The organism is Bradyrhizobium sp. 22 (genome assembly GCF_000482425.1).
Lineage (GTDB): Bacteria > Pseudomonadota > Alphaproteobacteria > Rhizobiales > Xanthobacteraceae > Bradyrhizobium > Bradyrhizobium japonicum_B.
Window position 1 is genome coordinate 538,303 of sequence record NZ_KI519400.1, and the last position, 20,125, is coordinate 558,427.

The 20,125-nt window shown below is 63.2% G+C and carries 16 protein-coding genes and 1 tRNA gene; 8 read left to right on the plus strand and 9 right to left on the minus strand.

The features are described 5' to 3' along the window. Positions 1-5: 5 nt before the first annotated feature. The gene (locus K410_RS0127975) at positions 6-1,292 is read right to left on the minus strand and encodes an ArgE/DapE family deacylase (protein ID WP_028137940.1); all 1,287 of its coding nucleotides are present in this window, start codon (positions 1,290-1,292) and stop codon (positions 6-8) included. A 153-nt stretch (positions 1,293-1,445) separates the two neighbouring features. Between K410_RS0127975 and K410_RS37380 the strand changes: the two genes are divergently transcribed. Then, on the plus strand, positions 1,446-2,081 hold the full coding sequence (locus tag K410_RS37380; RefSeq protein ID WP_049820363.1) for a TetR/AcrR family transcriptional regulator: 636 nt from the start codon (positions 1,446-1,448) through the stop codon (positions 2,079-2,081). A 592-nt stretch (positions 2,082-2,673) separates the two neighbouring features. On the opposite strand, the gene K410_RS41080 is transcribed toward K410_RS37380, so the two are convergent. Together K410_RS41080 and K410_RS0127990 are read right to left on the minus strand one after the other, a co-directional pair. Beyond that, positions 2,674-3,066 carry a TSUP family transporter gene (locus tag K410_RS41080; RefSeq protein WP_245269562.1) on the minus strand — a complete coding sequence of 131 codons (393 nt, stop codon included), beginning with the start codon at positions 3,064-3,066 and terminating at the stop codon, positions 2,674-2,676. 160 nt (positions 3,067-3,226) lie between these two features. Next, positions 3,227-4,108: a LysR family transcriptional regulator gene (locus K410_RS0127990; protein ID WP_028137941.1), complete on the minus strand. Its 882-nt coding sequence runs from the start codon at positions 4,106-4,108 to the stop codon at positions 3,227-3,229. Positions 4,109-4,237: 129 nt separating this feature from the next. Between K410_RS0127990 and K410_RS37385 the strand changes: the two genes are divergently transcribed. The 3 genes from K410_RS37385 (at position 4,238) to K410_RS0128005 (ending at position 7,045) form a co-directional block, all read left to right on the plus strand. Beyond that, entirely contained in the window at positions 4,238-4,945 is a 708-nt protein-coding gene (locus K410_RS37385; protein ID WP_049820364.1) for a nitroreductase, read from the plus strand. Beyond that, positions 4,942-5,925: an NADPH:quinone oxidoreductase family protein gene (locus tag K410_RS0128000; protein ID WP_049820365.1), complete on the plus strand. Its 984-nt coding sequence runs from the start codon at positions 4,942-4,944 to the stop codon at positions 5,923-5,925. Before K410_RS37385 ends, K410_RS0128000 begins: the two co-directional genes overlap by 4 nt. A 394-nt stretch (positions 5,926-6,319) precedes the next feature. Further along, positions 6,320-7,045: a hypothetical protein gene (locus tag K410_RS0128005; RefSeq protein ID WP_155253723.1), complete on the plus strand. Its 726-nt coding sequence runs from the start codon at positions 6,320-6,322 to the stop codon at positions 7,043-7,045. 175 nt (positions 7,046-7,220) lie between these two features. On the opposite strand, the gene K410_RS0128010 is transcribed toward K410_RS0128005, so the two are convergent. The 5 genes from K410_RS0128010 to K410_RS0128035 all read right to left on the minus strand — a co-directional run bounded on the left by K410_RS0128010 (position 7,221) and on the right by K410_RS0128035 (position 12,844). Next, positions 7,221-7,296: transfer RNA gene (locus tag K410_RS0128010), tRNA-Lys, on the minus strand. Positions 7,297-7,478: 182 nt separating this feature from the next. Then, positions 7,479-8,081: a Spy/CpxP family protein refolding chaperone gene (locus K410_RS0128015; protein WP_028137944.1), complete on the minus strand. Its 603-nt coding sequence runs from the start codon at positions 8,079-8,081 to the stop codon at positions 7,479-7,481. A gap of 188 nt (positions 8,082-8,269) precedes the next feature. Beyond that, entirely contained in the window at positions 8,270-9,274 is a 1,005-nt protein-coding gene (locus tag K410_RS0128020) for a TRAP transporter substrate-binding protein (RefSeq protein ID WP_028137945.1), read from the minus strand. 267 nt (positions 9,275-9,541) lie between these two features. Further along, complete coding sequence (locus K410_RS0128025; RefSeq protein ID WP_028137946.1) at positions 9,542-11,104, minus strand: 2-isopropylmalate synthase; 1,563 nt, start codon at positions 11,102-11,104, stop codon at positions 9,542-9,544. 1,476 nt (positions 11,105-12,580) lie between these two features. After that, the gene (locus K410_RS0128035) at positions 12,581-12,844 is read right to left on the minus strand and encodes a hypothetical protein (protein ID WP_049820448.1); all 264 of its coding nucleotides are present in this window, start codon (positions 12,842-12,844) and stop codon (positions 12,581-12,583) included. 322 nt (positions 12,845-13,166) lie between these two features. Between K410_RS0128035 and K410_RS0128040 the strand changes: the two genes are divergently transcribed. The 4 genes from K410_RS0128040 (at position 13,167) to K410_RS0128055 (ending at position 19,697) form a co-directional block, all read left to right on the plus strand. Then, complete coding sequence (locus K410_RS0128040) at positions 13,167-14,384, plus strand: SMP-30/gluconolactonase/LRE family protein (RefSeq protein WP_028137948.1); 1,218 nt, start codon at positions 13,167-13,169, stop codon at positions 14,382-14,384. Between the two features lie 128 nt (positions 14,385-14,512). Further along, entirely contained in the window at positions 14,513-15,634 is a 1,122-nt protein-coding gene (locus K410_RS0128045) for a D-alanine--D-alanine ligase family protein (RefSeq protein WP_028137949.1), read from the plus strand. Positions 15,635-15,719: 85 nt separating this feature from the next. Further along, entirely contained in the window at positions 15,720-18,230 is a 2,511-nt protein-coding gene (uvrA, locus tag K410_RS0128050) for an excinuclease ABC subunit UvrA (RefSeq protein WP_028137950.1), read from the plus strand. Positions 18,231-18,386: 156 nt separating this feature from the next. After that, positions 18,387-19,697, plus strand: a complete 1,311-nt coding sequence (locus tag K410_RS0128055) for an ABC transporter substrate-binding protein (RefSeq protein WP_028137951.1) — start codon at positions 18,387-18,389, stop codon at positions 19,695-19,697. A 145-nt stretch (positions 19,698-19,842) separates the two neighbouring features. Here K410_RS0128055 and K410_RS0128060 read toward each other — a convergent pair. Further along, positions 19,843-20,125 (minus strand): integrase core domain-containing protein (locus tag K410_RS0128060; protein ID WP_155253826.1); only part of this gene is annotated, 283 nt, incomplete at its 5' end.

Sequence of the window (20,125 nt, forward strand, 5' to 3'; positions counted from 1 at the left end):
CAGTCTCAATTCGTCGGCTCGATGCCGCACCAATCGGCGACGAAGTAGGCGATCGCCTTGGTCGTTTCCCTGAGCGAATCCAGATTGAGACGCTCGTTAAAACCGTGAATCCGCTCTCCCACTGGGCCGTAGCAGAAAGCCGGAATTCCGAAGTGACGATCGTAGAAGCGTGCATCGTTCAGCGATGTTGCGATGCGCCGCGCGAGAGGACGTCCGGTCGCGGCCTGATGCGCCTCTTCGAGCACTCGCCGAACAGCCGGATCATCGCGCATGACGTAACCATGCGAGAGGTAGCCGGACCACACGATCTCGGGTGGATTGTTCGCGAGGAAGGGCATTTTCGACGCCGCAGCGTCGACACAGGCTATGATTTCCCTCTGACAAGCATCCACGCTCCAGTCGGGCAGAAGGCCGATGCGGCAATCGACGTCGCACCAGGCAGGTACACTCGATGCCCAATCGCCCCCATGGATGATGCCGGGGTTGAAATTCAGCGGATGCAGGACCTCCCCATAGATGGGATGGCCGGCGGCCCGTTCATTCCAGCTTTGCTCAAGACCTTCAAGTGCCCGCACCATTTCCATCGCAGCCTTGATGGCATTAAAGCCTTCTCCGGCATCCGAAACGTGCGTCGGCTCGCCCGCAACCCGCAAGCGAAACCAGATCACGCCGAGGCAAACATCGCCAAAACGCTGGCCGGTCGGCTCGGGAAGGAGCGCGCAGTCAGCGCGGTAGCCGCGCTGGAGCGCGGACAACGCACCGATGCCCGTGCTTTCCTCCTCGATGACCGACTGGAAGTGTAGTCTTCCCCTGAGGCGAAAGCCGGCTTCCCGGATCGCGTCGACTGCGTGGAGGGCAGCCAGCGTTCCGCCCTTCATGTCGGCCGCGCCCCGACCATAGAGCCACCCATCCCTGACTACAGGCTGGAACGCGGGCGACTTCCACATTTGGGCCGGCCCCGCTGGAACAACGTCGCAATGGCCCTGGAGAATGATGGATCTGCCGGATTCGACCTGCGGCTGAAGGGTCCCGACCACGGTCCGAGCCCGTGAAAAATCGTGCGAAATCACGCCGACGTCCGGCAACCCCTGCAAATCGGACAGATCGATCTGCCAATCGTCGACGACGTAGCCTCTCGCCCGGAGTTCGCCTGCCATGAAATCCTGCGCGGGCCACTCGGCGCCCCTTGTGCTCGGAATGGCAGCGAACGTCTTCGTTCGCTCGACCTGTTGGTCGAACCCGCGATCGGCGGCCGTGGCAATCAATCCCCTTTGCTGATCGGCGAGCGCCATCTTGCCTCCTTCCCCTTTTCAACAATCTGGTCAAATGACCAAATTTAGTCAAGCGACCAATTTTGGGCACCGTTGCTGACATTTTGGGCGACTGGACGGGAATTGCCCTTATCGGATTTGACAGGCTCGGCCACATCATTGAACATCCGGCGCATGAAAAACATGACGGCCAAGAGCGAGCTGACGCGCGCGCAGATCATCCAGGGGGCGCTGCAAGCTCTGGAAAAAACCGGTGTTCTCGGCACGACGACGAGGAAGATTGCAGCCGCAGCGAATGTGAAACTTGCGACGCTGCACTACCATTTCGAAAGCAAGAGTGCGCTTTTGGTCGCAGTGCTCGAAGTCTTGATTGAAGAGATCGCCGAACGGCTGCGTGAGGACAGGGCTGGTACCGATCCGTCCTTGGACGATCGAATCGAGATACTTGTTCGCGGCACCTGGCGGTCGATCACTCGGTCGCGCGCGCGGCAAATTGTCCAATATGAATTGACGCTCTATGCCTTGCGAGAGGGCGCCCAATGGTTGGCTGATCAACAGTACGAGGCATATCTGCGCCTCTACCGGGATCAGCTGGCAAGCAAATCCGGAAAGCAGGAACTATCGGCTCGGGGTTATACGACCCTTGCGCGATTCATCTTGGCTGGGGTCGATGGGCTCATTCTACAGGAGCTGGTCAAACCGAGCCGCGCCCGTTCGAATCTGGCAATCGAGGCACTCATTTTTGCGACCAAGCAGCTGTCTCAACAGCTGCTGTCGGATGAACGCAGCAGTCGGGTCCTCGCCGGATGAGCCGACGGATTCGGCTGCTCCAGATTGGCGGCTCGCTCTTTCGACGGGATCACCACGCCGGACCAGACGAGGGCGAAGACGATGGAGCTATTACGCGGAGTGCTTCCTTTCCGCGAAGGACAGACCTTGTGACTTGCAACTGCTTCGGACATCGTCGAACCAAGCCATCGATCGCTATGATCCCGACCTGAGACAGCCGCAGCTCCCAGCTTCCGACCGACGGGTTTCAGAGCCGCTTTGAGGCGGCGATTGCAAGAGGGGCCAAATGTCCCCCCTCTATCGATCCGCGCTCCATCGTGTGTCCCGCAATTGGATGGCTGGCCCGGACTGACGCCCCAATTCCAGATGAACAAGCCAATTCCGGGGCGCATCAGGCACCCAGGGGAAGACGGCTGCTGCGTGTCGAATGCGAAGAGACGTGGCAGGACCTCACGCTTCCGACTGACCTGTGACGAAGGGGCGTGTGTCTGTTCGCAAGAACATCAAAGGCCATCCGACAAACGGATCGCTCAACCAGCATTGGACCCGCGATGGGTTTTGGCGGCTTTCTCGAAGCGGTTGCTCCCCTCGACCTCACCGCCGAAGACCGCTTTCAGCCGAGGGATCCACGTATCGTCACGTAAAGACCCACGCCCGCCACGATGGTGGCGAACACCATTGTGAGGGTCCTCTTCTGGCCGGCCAGCCGCGCGGCGAGACGTCCGCCGAACAGGCTTCCGCCGAATCCGCCCAGGACGAACAAGGCAACCAATCGCCAATCAATGAATCCCGATAGCGCGTAGTTCCCCGCTATCGTCAACCCGAACGCGAACACCGAGACCAGGGATGATCCGATCGCCGCCAGCAACGACATTCTCGCACCGGCGATTAGGCCCGGAACGACGAGAAAACCGCCCCCGATACCGAAGAAACCCGCGAGCAGCCCCGTTCCCGTACCGAACGCCGCCAGGCGCGGAGCAAGGGACGCGGCGCTCGTTCGCGACAACGGAACGAACTCCTTGAGTCACCACTCGGCTTTCTGAGCATGAGAAGCGCAATCAGCATCATCAACATTCCGAACAGGGCCAGGAGCCGCTGACCGTCGAATGCCTTGCCGATGGTCGAGCCGATGCCGGCGCCAATTTTGAGATGGTTAGCGCTGGAAACTACGTCAACAGCTCTTCCAAGAAGTTTCGCAAAGCGACGATCTTGCGGAGGCTTGCCTTGTGGCTTGGCCATACGAGGACGATCGGCCGCGGCTGGAGAGTGATGCCCTCCAAGCGAAGCAATCGACCTGACTTCAAATCGTCCTCGATCAAAAAATCCGGCAAGATAGCCGCCCCCATGTCGGCCAAGGTCATCTCGTAGATCGAGTAGATTTCACTTAGGATCATACGCGGAGTGATCTGTAGAGTCCTGGCCGTCCCATCTTCGAATACTGACCATGTGACGATTGGTGCATAGGTTCGCTGAACCAAGCAGCGGTCGATCTCCAGGTCTTTCGCTCTTTCGATCGGGTGTGATCGAAGGAAGCTCGGTGTCGCACAGATGGCTCCGCCAACTGGTCGAACCACCTTTGCATCGAGCCCTGACGTCCGCGGTTCCGCAAATCTGACGGCGAAGTCGTACCCTTCCTGAAGAATATCGACGTAACGATCGGACAAGTCGATATCGAACCGAACTTTGGGATGAAGCTTCGCGAAGCTCGCCAAACCAGGCAAGATGAGCGATCGTCCCAGACCGAGCGGCATTGTGATCCGCAGCGGACCTTCCGCTTCTGTGCTCCTGTCTTTCAGATTGTCGTCTGCTTCTGCCAAGCCGGACATGAGCGCTTTGACGGTCTCGTAGTATCGAGCGCCCGAATCTGTCAGGAGCAGCCGCCTGGTTGTTCGCTCAAGCAACTTACAGCTGAGATGCCCCTCGAGATCGGCAACCCGTCTGCTTACAGTCGACTGCGTCACTGCCAGTTCCCGCGCCGCAGCGGCAAACCCACCGACCTCGACAACTTTGAGGAACGTCGCAACATTCTGGAGATTGGGGCTATTCATCGAAATTGCCGATAAGTGAAATGCAGTGTCGCCCTGGAGTTTTTGGGCTTGAAACAGCCTAATATGCCGCCGGCCTCGATACAAACATCAATCTAATCAGTCACTTCTTCAAATTGAGATGTTCAGTCAATGAATGTGTCCGATGCGATCACGCGACGAACCTCTGTGCGCGCGTTCCTGCCTCAATCTGTCTCCGAAAGCGTGATGCGAGACTTGCTGGAAAGGGCTGCTCGGGCGCCCAGCGGGGGTAATCTGCAGCCATGGCGCCTTCACGCCTTGGCGGGTACTCCCCTGAAGCAACTGCTCAACGTGGTGGAAGCACGCGGCCCTGACTCGAGCCCTGGGTACGCCATCTATCCGCCAGACCTGTGGGAGCCATACCGGTCGCGCCGCTCCCAGAATGGGGAACAGCTTTACGCCTCGATCGGCATCGGTCGCGAGAACAAGGCCGGCCGCCTCGCGCAATTGATGAAGAACGCAAGGTTCTTCGGCGCGCCGGCCGGGGTCTTCATATTCATCGATCGGGGCATGGGGCCTCCGCAATGGGCCGATCTTGGAATGTATTTGCAGAACCTTCTGTTGCTGGCAGTCGAGCGCGGGCTGGCGGCCTGTCCGCAGGAATATTGGGCACTTTACTCGAACACGGTCTCAGAGTTTCTGGAAATTCCGCCGAGCCAGATGCTGTTCTGCGGAGTTGCAATCGGTTACCCCGATGCGGCTGCACAGATTAACAGCTTCAAGACCAACCGCGCTCCCAGTGCTGAGTGGCTGTCAATGCGTGGGTTCGCAAGCGACTCCGTCGAAAGCGCACGGGTAATCCCAGGAGCAACATTGTGAAAGTCGTCCGAGCCGAGAAGATCGGCAGCGTCGATGATTACGCCCTTGTCGACGTCGCAAACCCGACGCCTGGGCCAAAAGACGTTCTGATCGAAGTTTATTGTTGCGGAATGGGGTACGTAGACGCTCTCGTTGCGCTCGGTGGATATCAGGTCAAGCCCCCGGTGCCCTTCACGCCTGGCCTCGAATTCAGCGGGCGCGTTGCGGCGGTTGGAGCCGAGGTATCGCGGCTGCGATTGGGCGACCGGGTGATGGCCTCCGGCTTCGGCGGAGGCCTTGCCGCTTACGCTTGCGCTCCGGAAGCGTCGGTTTGGAGGATTCCGGACGCCCTGGGCTTCGCAGAAGCGGCCGCTTTCCGGACCAACTACCTCACGGCGCTTCATGGGTTGCGGGATCGCGCGGCGCTAAAGGGCGGCGAACGGTTGCTGGTTTTCGGAGCGTCCGGTGGTGTCGGCACGGCCGCGGTGCAGGTCGGACGTCTGATGGGTGCGGAAGTTATCGCCGTGGCGTCAACCGAGGAAAAGCGTCTGTTCGCTGCAGCGCACGGTGCGCATCGCGTGCTCGATACCAATCCCGAGGGCTGGCGTGACCGCCTAAAGGCGATCTGCGACGGACCAGGACCTAATGTAGTATTCGACCCCGTCTGTGGCGCTCTGATGGAAACGGCGTTCCGGTCTCAGGCCTGGGGCGGGCGCTACCTCGTCGTGGGCTTCGTCGGAGGACCGATCCCAAAGCTGCCGGTCAATCTGTCGCTGATGAAAGGCGCATCGCTGGTAGGTGTCGACGTTCGCCAATTCGTCGAGTTCGAACGCCAGCGCGCCGACGAGCAGATCGCCGAGCTGCTCGACTGGGCCGCTCAGGGCAAGCTGAAGCCGGCTACTGGCCGTCGATTCCCTCTGTCCGAGTTCAAGGCGGCGATGAACTTCGCACTGTCCGGTCAGGGAAGCGGGAAACCTATTATCGAGCTCGTTGACAATTGATCATCTCACTCGCGCCAAGACAAGCCGTGGCACCGCGGCGGCAAGATTGCTGCGGGTCAAATGGCGACCGCGACGGAGGCGTGAGCGGGTCCGCTGAGGGTCACAGCGGAAGTCAACGTGGACCGGAATGAAAGAGGCTGCCAACTGAGGGCGGCCTTGGTTCATCTTGCGGCGAAATTTTTGGATGAGCTTGCGCTGCTCCTCAATCCTCACGGACCATCTGCCGCAGATCCTCGGTGCGGTCCCTGCCCGAGTTCTACAAGCTGGGCGCGAGCCCGCACCGTTTCCAGCTCACTCCGGATGAAGTCGTCAGCGTGCGCGCTGAGGGACACATGACGGCGATAGCTTTCACCTGGCATTGTTCACCGGGCAGCGCCAGACCGATCGTCTAATTATGCGCAATGAGAGCGACGTCGAGGGCCGCCACGCGTTCCGGCAGAGCAAAACTGGCGAGCTTGTCGACATAAAAGAGGCGCCGCAACTCAGCGCACGGCTGAATGCCTCGCGTGCACGAGTAAAGGAGCTAAAGCTTCGGCTTCAACTGGATAGGGTGCCACCCGAGCTGGTGGTCAATGAGGACAATGGCGAGCCTTATGACGAGAGTACTTACCGCCACTGGGTGTCGACCGCTCGAGCTGTCGCTATATTCGGCTTTCTGAAGCGCGACAACGCGCGCCAAGCAATTGGCCGCGCAGAGCGACTGAACGCCGAACTGATTAAGAATGTCGACGGGCTGTTCGCCTCTTTTCCTCTTGACGAGGAGAACAAGGCGCAGCGCGCTCGAGCGGTCGACCAGCGCAAGCGCGCATTAGCGGAATGGCTGGAGGCGCAGTCTGCTCGCGGCAGCAATGGCGACGAGACAGCATGGCACTTGAAGCCTTGCCCCACCCTAATGTTCGTCAACGGCGCCGGGGAACTGGACCAAAAGCATGACCAGGACCTACGCGATACCTGCGTCATGCTTCTCGATCAAGCTGGCTGCGATTTGCTGACGATCTGGCATTCATACCGAAGCGCGCAGACTATCGTGAAGCACTACCGCGCCCGCAATGCGGCTCGGGCTGATTCCGGTATCGACAGGCTTGAATTGCAGGTGCGGAAGGAAGGCATGAAGAGCTGAAAGCAGGGCCAGTGGCTCTCATGTGACTGCGCGTTTCGGCGGTGGATGTCCCTTCGGCCCTAATATCCAATTCGTCGCACGGCGTGCGACGTACGACCACCAAAAGCGTCGCACGAGACCCGGTTCGTTCTGCCGCGGAATTTAAAAAAGCCCCTGCGGGCCAATGTCTTAAGGGTGGTGGGCGCACCAGGGCTCGAACCTGGGACCCGCTGATTAAGAGTCAGCTGCTCTACCAACTGAGCTATGCGCCCGAAAGGCCGGTCAAAGCCTTGCGAGGCCGGTCGTTTAGCAAAGCGATCCGGGTCTGGCAAGCGACCGGCCGCAAGTTTTCCAAGGTTCTTCCACAGCGCCGGAAAAGCGAAAAGCCGCTGGATTCCAGCGGCTTCGCCAGGGTTGATCCCGAGGGCTGATTCCCCGCAAAAACCCGCCTCGTTCAGAGCCGGCCCTCGCGGTCGCGGTCCTCGCCGGCGTCGCGGCCATGGTGGAAATGCTCCATGCCGTGCCCCATCATGCGGTCCATGCCGCGCTCCATGAAGTGGCGGTGCCGCGGGCCGTCCTCGCCGCCGCCGAACGGGCCGCGGTGGCGGGTCAGCACGGCGAGCCGCCGCTTCTGGCCCTCGTCCAGGGTCTTGTAGAGCGGATCGGCGGCGTCGGCGATCTTCTTCAGGGCCGCGGACGTCGCGCCCATGTCCTCGGCGCGCTGGCGCAGACGGGCGACCGGATCGTCCACCTTGTCGGCGTCCTTGCCGGCATCGCCGGGGCCAGCATTCATCCGCGCATTGGCGCGGTCGATGCGCAGCTTGGCCAACTCTCGCACGGCAGCCTCGACCGGCGGCCACAGCTTCTCCTGATCGGCGTTGAGCTTCAGCCCGGCATGGACGGCGGCGATCCGCGCATCGACCAGGGCGGCGCGATCCTCGGGGTTCATGCGCATGTGGCGGACGTGCTCCGTCCACGGGCGATGGTATTGGGCGTAGACCGCGCCTGAGCCGGCGATGCTGAGCACGGCGATCGCAGCGATGGTGAACTTCTTCATCCGAACCTCCTCTGGAAGGATGTTCATGAAGATGGGCGCGGTGCGGCTGACGCGCAACTTACAAGTTGGACAGGGAGCGCGTCCTTACCAAGATGTAACGAGCGATTTTACCGCCGCAATCGGAATCGTTCGCAACAAAAAGGCTTCCGTGCAGACCGCACGGAAGCCTTCGTTCATCGCTACACGGATCAGTTGGTCGTGCTCTTGGCCTCTTTGAGGAATTCGTCGATCAGCGGCTGACCGATGCGGCTTGCGGCATCCTTGTAGACCGGCTCCATGGCCTTGCGCATCGCCTCGCTCTGCTCCGCCGTGAGCTTGATGATCTCGCTCTTGCCGCTCTTCTTGATTTCGGCGAGCGCGTCGTCGTTCTCCTTCTGCGACTGCGTGTTGCCGAAGTCGGTCGCTTCCTTCATCGCCTTGTTGAGCTGGTCACGGATGTCGGCCGGCAGATCGTCCCAGAACTTCTTGTTCACGATCACGACGTAGCCGATATAGCCGTGATTGGTCTCGGTGATGTACTTCTGCACCTCGTGCATCTTCTGGGTATAGATGTTCGACCAGGTGTTCTCCTGGCCGTCGACCACGCCGGTCTGCAGCGCCTGATAGACTTCCGAGAACGCCATCACCTGCGGCAGCGAGCCGAGCGCCTTGAACTGGGCCTGCAGCACGCGCGAGGACTGGATGCGGAATTTGACGCCCTGATAGTCGGCGGGCGTGATCAGCTTCTTGTTCGCGCTCATCTGCTTGAAGCCGTTGTCCCAATAGGCAAGCCCGGAGATGCCCTTGGCGTCCAGCAGCTTCAGCAGCCGCGTGCCGAGCGGCCCTTCCGTCACCTTCCGCAGCGTCTTGATGTCGGGCAGGATGTAGGGCAGATCGAACACCTCGAACTCGCGGATGCCGAGCGGTCCGAACTTGGAGTTGGAGGGCGCCAGCATCTGCACGCTGCCGAGCTGGAGCGCCTCGAGCTCTTCCTTGTCCTTGTACAGCGTCGAGTTCGGGTAGACCTCGACCTTGACCTTGCCGGCGGTATATTTCTCGGCCAGCTCCTTGAACTTCTCCGCCGCCTTGCCCTTCGGCGTGTCGGTGGCGACGACGTGGCTGAACTTGATGATGATCGGCGATTGGGCCGATGCCGGCCCGGCCAGCCCGAGTGCCAATGCCGCGATAGACGCGGCGATCGCGAAGGTGCGCATAATCTCTCCCTGGTGCTATTTGGGCCGCCCGGCATGCCGGGCGGCCAATCCTCTTGCCCGCCTGCATCAATACAGGCCGGCGGCTTGCGCCGCTATTGGCCCTTAGCAGGGCAGGTATTCATGGTGAATGCCGCCTGCGCTCCCTCTCCCGCCTTGAGTTGGGGAGAGGGTGTTTCGGCAACGGGACATTGCCCCGTGGGGAAAGACCCCTCACCCGCCACGCTTCGCGTGTCGGCCTCTCCCGCAAGCGGGAGAGGCGAAGAAACGTCAGCTCGCCGCGGCCGTGGTCACGGTGTCGCGCTGGCGCTTCATGACGATCTTGTTGAGCGCACCGAGATAGGCCTTGGCCGAGGCCACCAGCGTATCCGGATCCGCCGCGCGCGCCGTCATCGAGCGGCCGTCCTGCGCCAGCCGCACCGACACTTCCGCCTGCGCGTCGGTGCCCTCGGTGACGGCGTGGACCTGGTACAGCTCCAGCTTGGCCTCGTGCGGCACCAGGCGCTTGATGCAGTTGAACACGGCATCGACCGGACCGTTGCCCTCGGCTTCCTCGATTCTGATCTGACCGTCGACGTCGAGCTTCATGGTCGCGCGCTGCGGGCCGTGGGTGCCGGCGATCACGGTCAGCGAGGCCAGCTTGATGCGGTCGTGCGAGGCCGCCATCTCCTCGTCGACCAGCGCCTCGATGTCCTCGTCGTAGATGTCCTTCTTGCGGTCGGCCAGCGCCTTCATCCGCGTGAACGCGTCCTCCAGCTGGTTGGGGCCGAGCTTGTAGCCCATCTCCTCCAGCTTGTGCACGAAGGCATGGCGGCCGGAATGCTTGCCGAGCACCAGCGAGGACTGCTTCAGGCCGACCATCTCCGGCCGCATGATCTCGTAGGTCGAGGCGTCCTTCAGCACGCCGTCCTGATGGATGCCGCTCTCATGCGCGAACGCGTTGCGGCCGACGATCGCCTTGTTGTACTGCACCGGAAACGAGGTCGCTGCCGACACCACCTTGGAGGCGCGAGTGAGCTGCGTGGTGTCGATCTTGTTCCAGTAGGGGAATTTGTCGTTGCGCACGTTGATCGCCATCACGATCTCTTCGAGCGCGGCGTTGCCGGCGCGCTCGCCGATGCCGTTGATGGTGCACTCGACCTGGCGCGCGCCGCCGACGATGCCGGCCAGCGAGTTCGCGACCGCCATGCCGAGATCGTTATGGCAGTGCACGGAGAACACCGCCTTGTCCGAGTTCGGCACGCGCTCGATCAGCGTCTTCATGAAGTGGGTGTATTCCTCCGGCACCGTGTAGCCGACGGTGTCGGGGATGTTCACCGTGGTGGCGCCGGCCTTGATCACGGCCTCGACGATGCGGCACAGGAAGTCCATCTCGCTGCGGGTGCCGTCCTCGGCCGACCATTCGACGTCGTCAATCTGGTTGCGGGCGCGCGCGACCATGGCGACCGAGGTCTCGAGCACTTCTTCCGGCGTCTTGTTCAATTTCACCCGCATGTGCAACGGCGAGGTCGCGATCACGGTATGGACGCGGCCGCGCTTGGCGAACTTCACGGCCTCGGCGCAGCGGTCGATGTCGGCCGGATGGGCGCGCGACAGGCCGGCGATCACGGAATTCTTGGAGCGGCGGGCGATCTCGCTCACCGCTTCGAAGTCACCCTGCGAGGTGATGGGGAAGCCGGCTTCGATGACGTCGACGCCCATATCGTCCAGCAGCTCGGCGACCTCGAGCTTTTCCTCGAAGGTCATGGTGGCGCCGGGGCACTGCTCGCCGTCGCGCAGGGTGGTGTCGAAAATGATGACGCGGTCCTTCTCGGACTTGTTCACGGTGGCCATTTCAGATTTCCTTTTGAGCTTTTGCGCCGTTCAGGCCGTCTTGGTCCCTGGCGCTTGAGGTGTCCGGTGATCTCGACCAACCCCTGAGCGCCCAGGCGCATGGCGCCCAGCCGGCCCTCAGGGGCAGCTAAGAAGAAGCCCGCCAATCAGCAGGGTGGGCAGCAGCGCGGCCGGGATCGTGGCGGCGGCCAGAGCCACCTCCCCCGAAATCCCCTCGATTTGGCCGCGAATCAGCATTGCCGGACCCTTTGAGCCCTCAAATCCTCGGTCAAACCCGTTGACGGTTGGTTGCCGGGGGGCTCACTGGCCTGTTTCTAGACGAGAAATGGCCGCAACTGCAACGCCAAAAGATGGTCAAGGGGGCTGACCTGGTTGGGGGCGCCGCGGCCGGCTCTCGCGTGTCCCGGACGCGCCGCAACGCGCAAGCGTTGCGGCGCAGAGCCGGGACCCAGGGCGGCACGGTCCAACGCCGCGACATGGGCCCCGGCTCTGCAGCGCACCGCACCGGACGATGCTTCGCATCGCCGGGGAAGCGCTGCGCTGCGTCCGGGGCACGAGAGCGGTGGGTGGCGCGCATACTCCCTCATTGCGAGGAGCCCTTGCGACGAAGCAATCCAGAATCCCTCCGCGGAGGCAGTCTGGATTGCTTCGCTTCGCTCGCAATGACGGAGGACGCCGCAACGGCATCGCTCGTCCCGGACCATCTCGCTTGCAGACACGTCTTTCCGTTCTCGCGGCTGAAATCGCCCGAGTTTTGCTTCGTCTCCGCGCCTCTCTAAGCCAAGAGGGCGCAGGGAAGGCCGGGTGCTGACAACGCACCCGCGGTCCGCTGCGCGAAATGCACACGCAGGAAGAACCGCACAGCAGCATACAGGTGGTGCCGATCACTCGGCCTTCCCTGCGCGATGGTCGGACGACTTATGCCGTGCTCTCCCGGGAGCCGAACTTTCCTTCTGGCCTCCCTCGCCCCGCGAATTGATGCAGTCTGCCCGGTTGGGCTCGCTCGCATCTCCGCTGGACTTGACCGTAGCAACGACGGCCAGGACCACACGGTTTTGCCGTACGCACGGCCCGCCCTTTCGCTGCAGTATTTCCAGCCCTGTCGACGAAGCCGGAAACTTACAAGCGAGACGAAGCCTAGCAGCGCCGTTCGTCACACGCGGTTACGGGCTCACAGGGACTACCCGCCCTGCCCGTCCCATCTCGTGCCGACGCTGCCGCGTCCACCGCAAGCCCGGCTCGCGATCAAGACGACCTCGAGATCGCCCCTCCTGGTTGAGCCGGGATGGGCGACACATACGCCAAAACCGAATTTCGGTAAAGTGGAATATTTTCAGCGGAACGGATTGACAGAGGCCGACACAGGCACGGTGCCGTAGCCCGGATGGAGCGCAAGCGTAATCCGGGACGATGCGAGATGCAGGGCGAGCGGCCCCGGATTGCGCAGCGCTCCATCCGGGCTACAGAACAACGCCTCTATCCCGCGCGGCGGGCGCGGGCCCTGGTTTCCCAACGGTTCAGCATCTGGCCGAGCTCGCCGTTGACCACGGGCACGGCTGTGATGGCGCTCGTGATCTCGTTGGTGTTGGCCGGCGCGTTCGCGTTGAGCCAGTCCGGCTCGGTGTATTCGCGCCAGCGGCGGGCTTCCGCGCGTCGTTTGTTGGAGATGTGGTCACGCGTGAAATAGCCGGCCGCGAATGCGATCCCCAGCAACACGATCAATACGACGACGCCAGCCACGTTCAACTCCGTTCATCGCCCCCGGACGGTGTTTGCGGGGCAATGCGCGCGAAATCATGGCTTGAACCGGGCCGAATGCGTTGCATGCCGCGCTTTGCCGCAAGCAAATTTTTGCGCTGGCCTGCGGAACATTTTCGAGCCCTGCGAACTGCGCAAGGCGGATGCGGAGCGCGCCCGCTCCAAACGCATTCGAATATGACGGGATTGCGGCCCCCGACATCGCGCGAGAGCAATTCCAGTCTCGCAACCGGCGCCGGACCGCATTAACCTCCAGTTGCTCGGCCGGATCAACCGGCCAGCCGAACGATATTGGGAGGACGCGATGACACGCCAGGAACAGCGTGAGCAGGAGCTTGCGCTTTCACGACGAACACTTGTCCGGGGGCTTGCGCTTGGCGCCGCCGCTACCGTCGCCGGCCCCGCGCTGGCCCAGACCGGACCCGCCGCACCGCCGACCACCATTACCACCCCGCCGCGCGATTTCGGACCGCACGGCGCACCGACTACCTATTTCTGGGACCCCGACATCATCGCGGTCGATCCCTCCTTCAACGATCTCGCGCAGCCCAACACCGCGATCAAGCGTCTCTACACCGGCTTGCTGTGGGCCGAGGGCCCGGCATGGAGCGCGCAGGGACGATATCTGTTGTGGAGCGACATTCCCAACAACCGGCAAATGCGCTGGAGCGAAGACGACGGCCGGGTCAGCGTGTTTCGCACCCCCTCCAACAATTCCAACGGCAACTCCTTCGACTTCCAGGGCCGCCAGCTTTCCTGCGAGCATCTGACCCGGCGGGTGACGCGCTACGAGCATGACGGCACCGCCACGGTGCTGGCCGACTCCTATCAGGGCAAGAAGCTGAACTCGCCGAACGATGTCGCCGCGCATCCCGACGGCAGCTACTGGTTCACCGATCCGCCCTATGGCGGCCAGCTCTACGAAGGCGAGCCTGACGTCGCGGGCGGCCCGAGCAATGCGGGCGGCAAGCTCAATCCGCGGATCGGGCAGCCGGCCGGCTTCACACCGGGCAGGCGCGAGCTGCCGACCAACTGCTACCGCATCGATCCTTCCGGCCGCGTCGACCTCGTCGTCACCGAGGAGCAGGTGCCCGATCCGAACGGCCTCTGCTTCTCGCCCGACTACAAGAAGCTCTACATTGCCTCCACCGGCAAGGGACCGGGCGATACCGGCCCCGGCGGCAAGGGCGAAATCTTCGTGTTCGACGTCGGCAGCGACAACAAGCTGTCCAATCTCAAGAAGTTCAGCGATTGCGTGGTCGACGGCGTGAAGTGCGGGCCGGACGGCCTGCGCTGCGACGTCAACGGCAATCTATGGGCCTCGAGCAATGCCGGCCGCGCTGTCGGCTATAGCGGCGTGACGGTGTGGTCGCCCGAGGGCAAGCTGCTCGGCCGCATCCGCCTGCCGGAAGTGTGCGGCAACGTCTGCTTCGGCGGCCCCAAGCGCAACCGCCTGTTCATGGCCGCGAGCCAGTCGCTCTACGCGGTGTTCACGGCGACGCAAGGCGCAGGGCCGGGCTGAGCGGCACAAGCACGGTGACGACACGGCGCCGGCGTATCCCGCTGGCGCCGCATTGTCCCGACGGTCGTCCTGCTGCATCGACGGGACCATGGAGGTGACTCCCGGACAGAGCGCGTGATAATTGAGCCATGGCAGACAAGATTCGCGTCGTTGTTCTCTATGGCGGCAGATCGGGTGAGCACGAGGTCTCGCTGAAATCCGCCGCCTCCGTGCTCAGGCAGCTCGACCGCTCGCGCTTCGAAATCATCCCCGTCTCCATCGACAAGGCAGGGCGGTGGCAGTGGAACGATCTGCATGCGATCGATCAGGCGCAGGCGGCGTCCTTGCCGATCCTGCCCGACGCACCCGAGATACGGCTCGCCCGAACACCCGACGGACGCTGCGCGCTCATGCCGATCTCGGAAAGCGGAGCTGGCCCGCTCGATGTCGACGTGGTCTTTCCGGTGCTGCACGGGCCGCTCTGCGAGGACGGCGCCGTGCAGGGCCTCCTGGAACTGGCTGAGGTCGCCTATGTCGGGTCGGGCGTTCTCGCCTCCGCCGTCAGCATGGACAAGGATATCGCCAAACGCCTCGCCGGATTAGCCGGCATTCCGGTCGCGCCCTATCGCGTGCTGACCCGCAAGGCCTTCGCCCGGGACCGCGCCGCATCGGTCGCCAAGGCGACCGAGGGCTTGGCGCTCCCGGTCTTCGTCAAGCCGTGCAACATGGGCTCCAGCGTCGGCATTCACAAGGTCAAGACCTGGGATGCGCTCGGCGCGGCGCTCGACGACGCATTTCGCTATGACGTCAAGGTGCTGGTCGAACAGGGCATAGACGCCCGAGAGATCGAGGTCGCGGTGCTCGATGGCGAGACGCCGTTCGCGAGCGTCGCCAGCGAGCTCAATCCCAACGCCCATCACGAATTCTACTCGTATGAGGCCAAGTATCTCGATCCCGACGGCGCCCGGGTCGATCTTCCGGCCAGGCTCGACGCCGCCCAGATGGCGCGCGTGCGCATGCTCGCGGTGCAGGTCTTCACGGCCCTCGAATGCAGCGACCTCGCGCGCGTCGACTTCTTCCTCGACCGGCACTCCGGCGAGTTCTATTTCAACGAGATCAACACCCTGCCCGGCTTCACGTCGATCAGCATGTACCCGAAGATGATGGAAGCCTCCGGCGTACCCTATGGCGAGCTGCTGACGCGTCTCGTCAACCTGGCACTGGATCGGCACCTGCAGCGTCGATCGCTGGAACGCGCCTACGCAAGCTAGGTTATCTGTCGGCACAGGCGACATCTGATCGCCGCGCGAAGCATGCGCCGCGCGGAGCCGCTCCCGCCGCGGCCGGAGGATCCAGATGGATGATCGATCAGAACCGACCGGCAGCCTGATGCAGGACAATGGCTTCGTCCGGGTGCGGGGCGCACGCGAGCACAATCTCAGGAACGTCGATGTTCGCATTCCCCGCAACGCGCTCGTGGTCTTCACGGGCGTGTCGGGCTCCGGCAAATCCTCGCTCGCCTTTGGAACGATCTACGCCGAGGCGCAGCGGCGCTATCTGGAGTCGGTATCGCCCTACGCGCGTCGGCTCTTCCACCAGATGCAAGTCCCTGAAGTCGACGACATCGAGGGCCTGCCGCCCGCGGTCGCGCTTCAGCAGCAGCGTGGAGCGCCGACAACGCGGTCGTCGGTCGGCAGCGTCACCACCATCTCGAACCTGCTGCGAATGCTCTATTCCCGCGCCGGCGACTATCCGCGGGGACAATCGATGCTCTATGCGGAGGCGTTCTCGCCGAACACGCCGGAAGGCGCCTGCCCGACCTGCCACGGTATCGGCCGGATGCTCGATGTGACCGAAAAGTCCATGGTGCCCGACGACACCAAGACGATCCGCGAGCGTGCGGTCGCGGCCTGGCCGAGCGCTTGGCAAGGTCAGAACCTCCGGGACATCCTGACGACTCTCGGCAACGACGTCGACAAGCCCTGGCGCGAGATCCCGAAGAAGGACCGCGACTGGATCCTGTTCACCGAGGAGCAGCCGACCGTTCCCGTTTATGCCGGCTACGACGCCGCCGAGGTCAGACGCGCCCTGCGCCGCAAGGAAGAGCCGAGCTATCAGGGCACCTTCACCGGCGCCAAGCGCTACGTGATGCAGACCTACGCCAAGTCCGAGAGCGCGATGATGAAGCGCCGCGTCGCGCAATTCATGATCACGCGCGACTGCCCGACCTGCCATGGCACAAGGTTGAAGCCCGAGGCCCTCAAGGTGAGGTTCGCCGGGCTCAACATCGCCGAAATGTCGCACCTGCCGCTCTCGCAGCTGCACCGGCTCATCAAGCCGTTTGCAATAGCATCTGCGGACAGGTCGGAGAAGGCCGTTGTCGCCAGACGCATCTGCGACGATCTGTCGGCCCGGCTCGCCGTCTTGCTCGACCTCGGCCTCGGCTATCTCGCCTGCGAGCGCAGCACGCCGACGCTGTCGCCGGGCGAGCTGCAACGGTTGCGGCTTGCGACCCAGGTCCGCTCCAACCTGTTCGGCGTCGTCTACGTGCTCGACGAGCCCTCCGCGGGCCTGCATCCCGCCGACACCGAGGCGCTGCTGCGGGCACTGGACCGGCTGAAGCACGCCGGCAACTCGATCTTCGTGGTCGAGCACGAGATCGAGGTGATCCGGCACGCCGACTGGCTGGTGGACGTCGGGCCAGACGCCGGCGAAGGCGGTGGCCTCATCCTCTACAGCGGGCCACCGGCAGGGCTCGGTGACATCGAGCAATCGCGAACGGCCCATTATCTCTCGCGACCAAGAAAGCCCCTGCCGGCCGTTCGTCGCGAACCGAAAGGGCATCTGAAGATCAGGGGTGTGGTCCGCAACAATCTCCGCGGCCTCGACGTCGACATTCCCTTGGGCGTCATCGCTGGGATCACCGGCGTATCAGGGTCCGGCAAATCCAGCCTGATCAGCCAATTCCTCGTCGACACCGTCGCTGCGCATCTCGGCCACACGCTTGCTGCCGATTCCGATGACGACAGCCTGGCTCCGACGGTCGAGACATTGGGCGGCAGGATCGTTGCCGGCCTCGACCAGGTGAACCGTCTCGTCGTGGTCGACCAGAAGCCGATCGGCCGCACGCCGCGGTCCAACCTTGCGACCTATACCGGCCTGTTCGACCATGTGCGGCGGTTGTTCGCGGCAACGCCGCAGGCAAAGTCCCGCCGCTACGATGCCGGACGCTTCTCCTTCAACGTCGCCAAGGGCCGCTGTGCGACCTGCGAGGGCGAGGGTTTCGTCTGCGTCGAGCTGCTGTTCCTGCCCAGCGTCTACACGCCCTGCCCGACCTGCAAGGGCGCGCGCTACAACGACAAGACGCTCGAGGTGAAGATCCGCGGGCGATCGATCGCGGATGTGCTGGCGATGCGCGTCGACGACGCCTTCGCGTTCTTCGAGGGCGATGCCACGCTGAAGCGCTCGCTCTCGGTCGTGCGCGAGGTCGGCCTCGGCTATATCCGCCTCGGCCAGTCGGCCACCGAATTGTCCGGCGGCGAAGCCCAGCGCATCAAGCTCGCGACCGAGCTGATGCGTCCGCAGCGCGGGCACACGCTCTATGTGCTGGACGAGCCCACCACCGGCCTGCACCCGCGCGACGTCGAACGGCTGATCGCCCAGCTCGAGCGGATCGTCGAGGCCGGCAACAGCGTGATCGTGGTCGAGCACGACATGGACGTCGTGGCCCACAGCGACTGGATCATCGATCTCGGCCCCGGCGCCGGTGACGAGGGCGGCCGCATCGTCGTGGCGGGAACGCCTGAACAGGTCGCCAAGGCCGGCGGCAAGACCGCGCGCTATCTGGCCCGGCGCTTGACCCAGTGATCACGCGTCATCGCCCGCCTCGCCGTCGTTTCGCATTTGCGTTCCATGCCGCGGACGACCGCCCTCGACTTTCGCGATGTTGACTTTCCGTCGGCGCGCTCCCCATACTTCGCAAAAAAGATAACAAGTCACTCGATGGTTTTGAGGGAGGATAGGATGCCGACTTCACGCAGGCAGCTGCTGAAGGGTACGGCGGCTGCCGCCGCCACGCTCAGCCTCGATTGGACCCGGGCCCAGGCGCAGGCCGAGAATTTGCGCATCGGCCTGATCTACGATCTCACCGGCCCGTTCGCCGCCGGCGGCTCGGTCGCCTCCTCGGTCGGCGCGCAGATCGCCATCGACCTCGTCAACGAGAAGGGCGGCATCGGCGGCAAATACAAGGTCGCTCCCGTCGCCGCGGATTCCCAGAGCAAGCCCGACGTCGCGATCAACGAGGCGGAACGTCTGATCAGCCAGGAGAAGATCGACATCCTCAACGGCGTCTATGCGAGCTCGCACGCGGTGCCGCTCGCGGCCAAGGTCGAGCAGCAGAAGAAGATCCTATGGATCACGACGGCGGTCTCGACCGCCGTGTTCAAGGACAAGAACCTGCAATACGTGTTTCGCGCGCAGATTCACTCGGATCAGTACGGCCAGGCTTTCGCCGCCTTCCTCACCGAGCACGCCAAGGCCAAGCTCGGCATGGAGCCGGGCGAGGTGAAGGTCGCGCTGATCCACGAGGACGGCCCCTACGGCGTCGGCGTCGCCGCCGCGGACGAGGCCTACGCCAAGCAGGCCGGCATCCAGGTCGTGCTGCGTGAAGGCTATTCGGCTTCCGCGCCCGACTTGTCGGTGCTCGTCACCAAGATCAAGCGCGCCAGGGCGGACGTGATCTCGCACGCGGGCTACAATCCCGACATCACCCTGTTCCTGCGCCAGGCCCGCGAGAGCGGATTGCGCTTCAAGATGCTGTTCGGCGCCGGCGCGGGCTACAGCCAGCTCGACAAGCTGCGCGCGACATTTGGGACCGACATCGACAATTTCTGCAACATCGACCCGGTGCCGGCGCAGCTGCTCGATCCCGCCAAGCTCGCACCGGGCATGGGCGAGCTGATCAAGACCATGGTCTCGCGCTATCAGGCCAAGACCGGCGCCACCGACGTGCCGCCGCATTGCTCGATGGGCTTCAACCAGACCTGGGTGCTGCTCAACAACGTGCTGCCGGTCGCCAAGGAGAAGTACGGCAGCTTCGAGCCCGAGGCCATTCGCAAAGCCGCGCTCGACGTCGACATTCCCGCCGGCGGCACCATCCAGGGCTACGGCGTGAAGTTCTTCCCGCCGGGCACGCCACTCTCCGGCCAGAACGAACGCTCGACCCCGGTGGTGATGCAGAACGCCGGCGAGCACATCTCGGTGGTGTGGCCGACCAACATCCGCACGCGGGACCCGGTATTCCCGCTGCCGAAGGGCTCGACCTATGGGGCGTAGCTTTGCTCCCCGCGAAGGCGGGTGAGGGGTTCTTTGCCCGAGTCCAACTCTTAGCAAGCGCGTGGAGAGAACCCCTCATCCGGCGCTTCGCGCCACCTTCTCCCACAAGGGGGCTGTTTGATCTTCCCCCGATAAAGTGGACGGGTTAAGCGGCTTTTAGCTCCATCTCGATCGGGGGGATATATCCGAGTGCGGAATGGAGCCTTGTCCGGTTATAGAATCCTTCGATGAAGCTGAAGATATCGCGCTGGGCCTCAGTGCGGGTCTTGTAGTTGCGATGATGGACGAGCTCGGTCTTCAGGGTATGGAAGAAGCTTTCCATCGGGGCGTTGTCGTAGCAATCGGCCCTGCGGCTCATTGATGCCGTCATGCCGGCCTCCATAAGGGTGCTGCGATAAGCGTGCGAAGCGTATTGCACACCCCGGTCG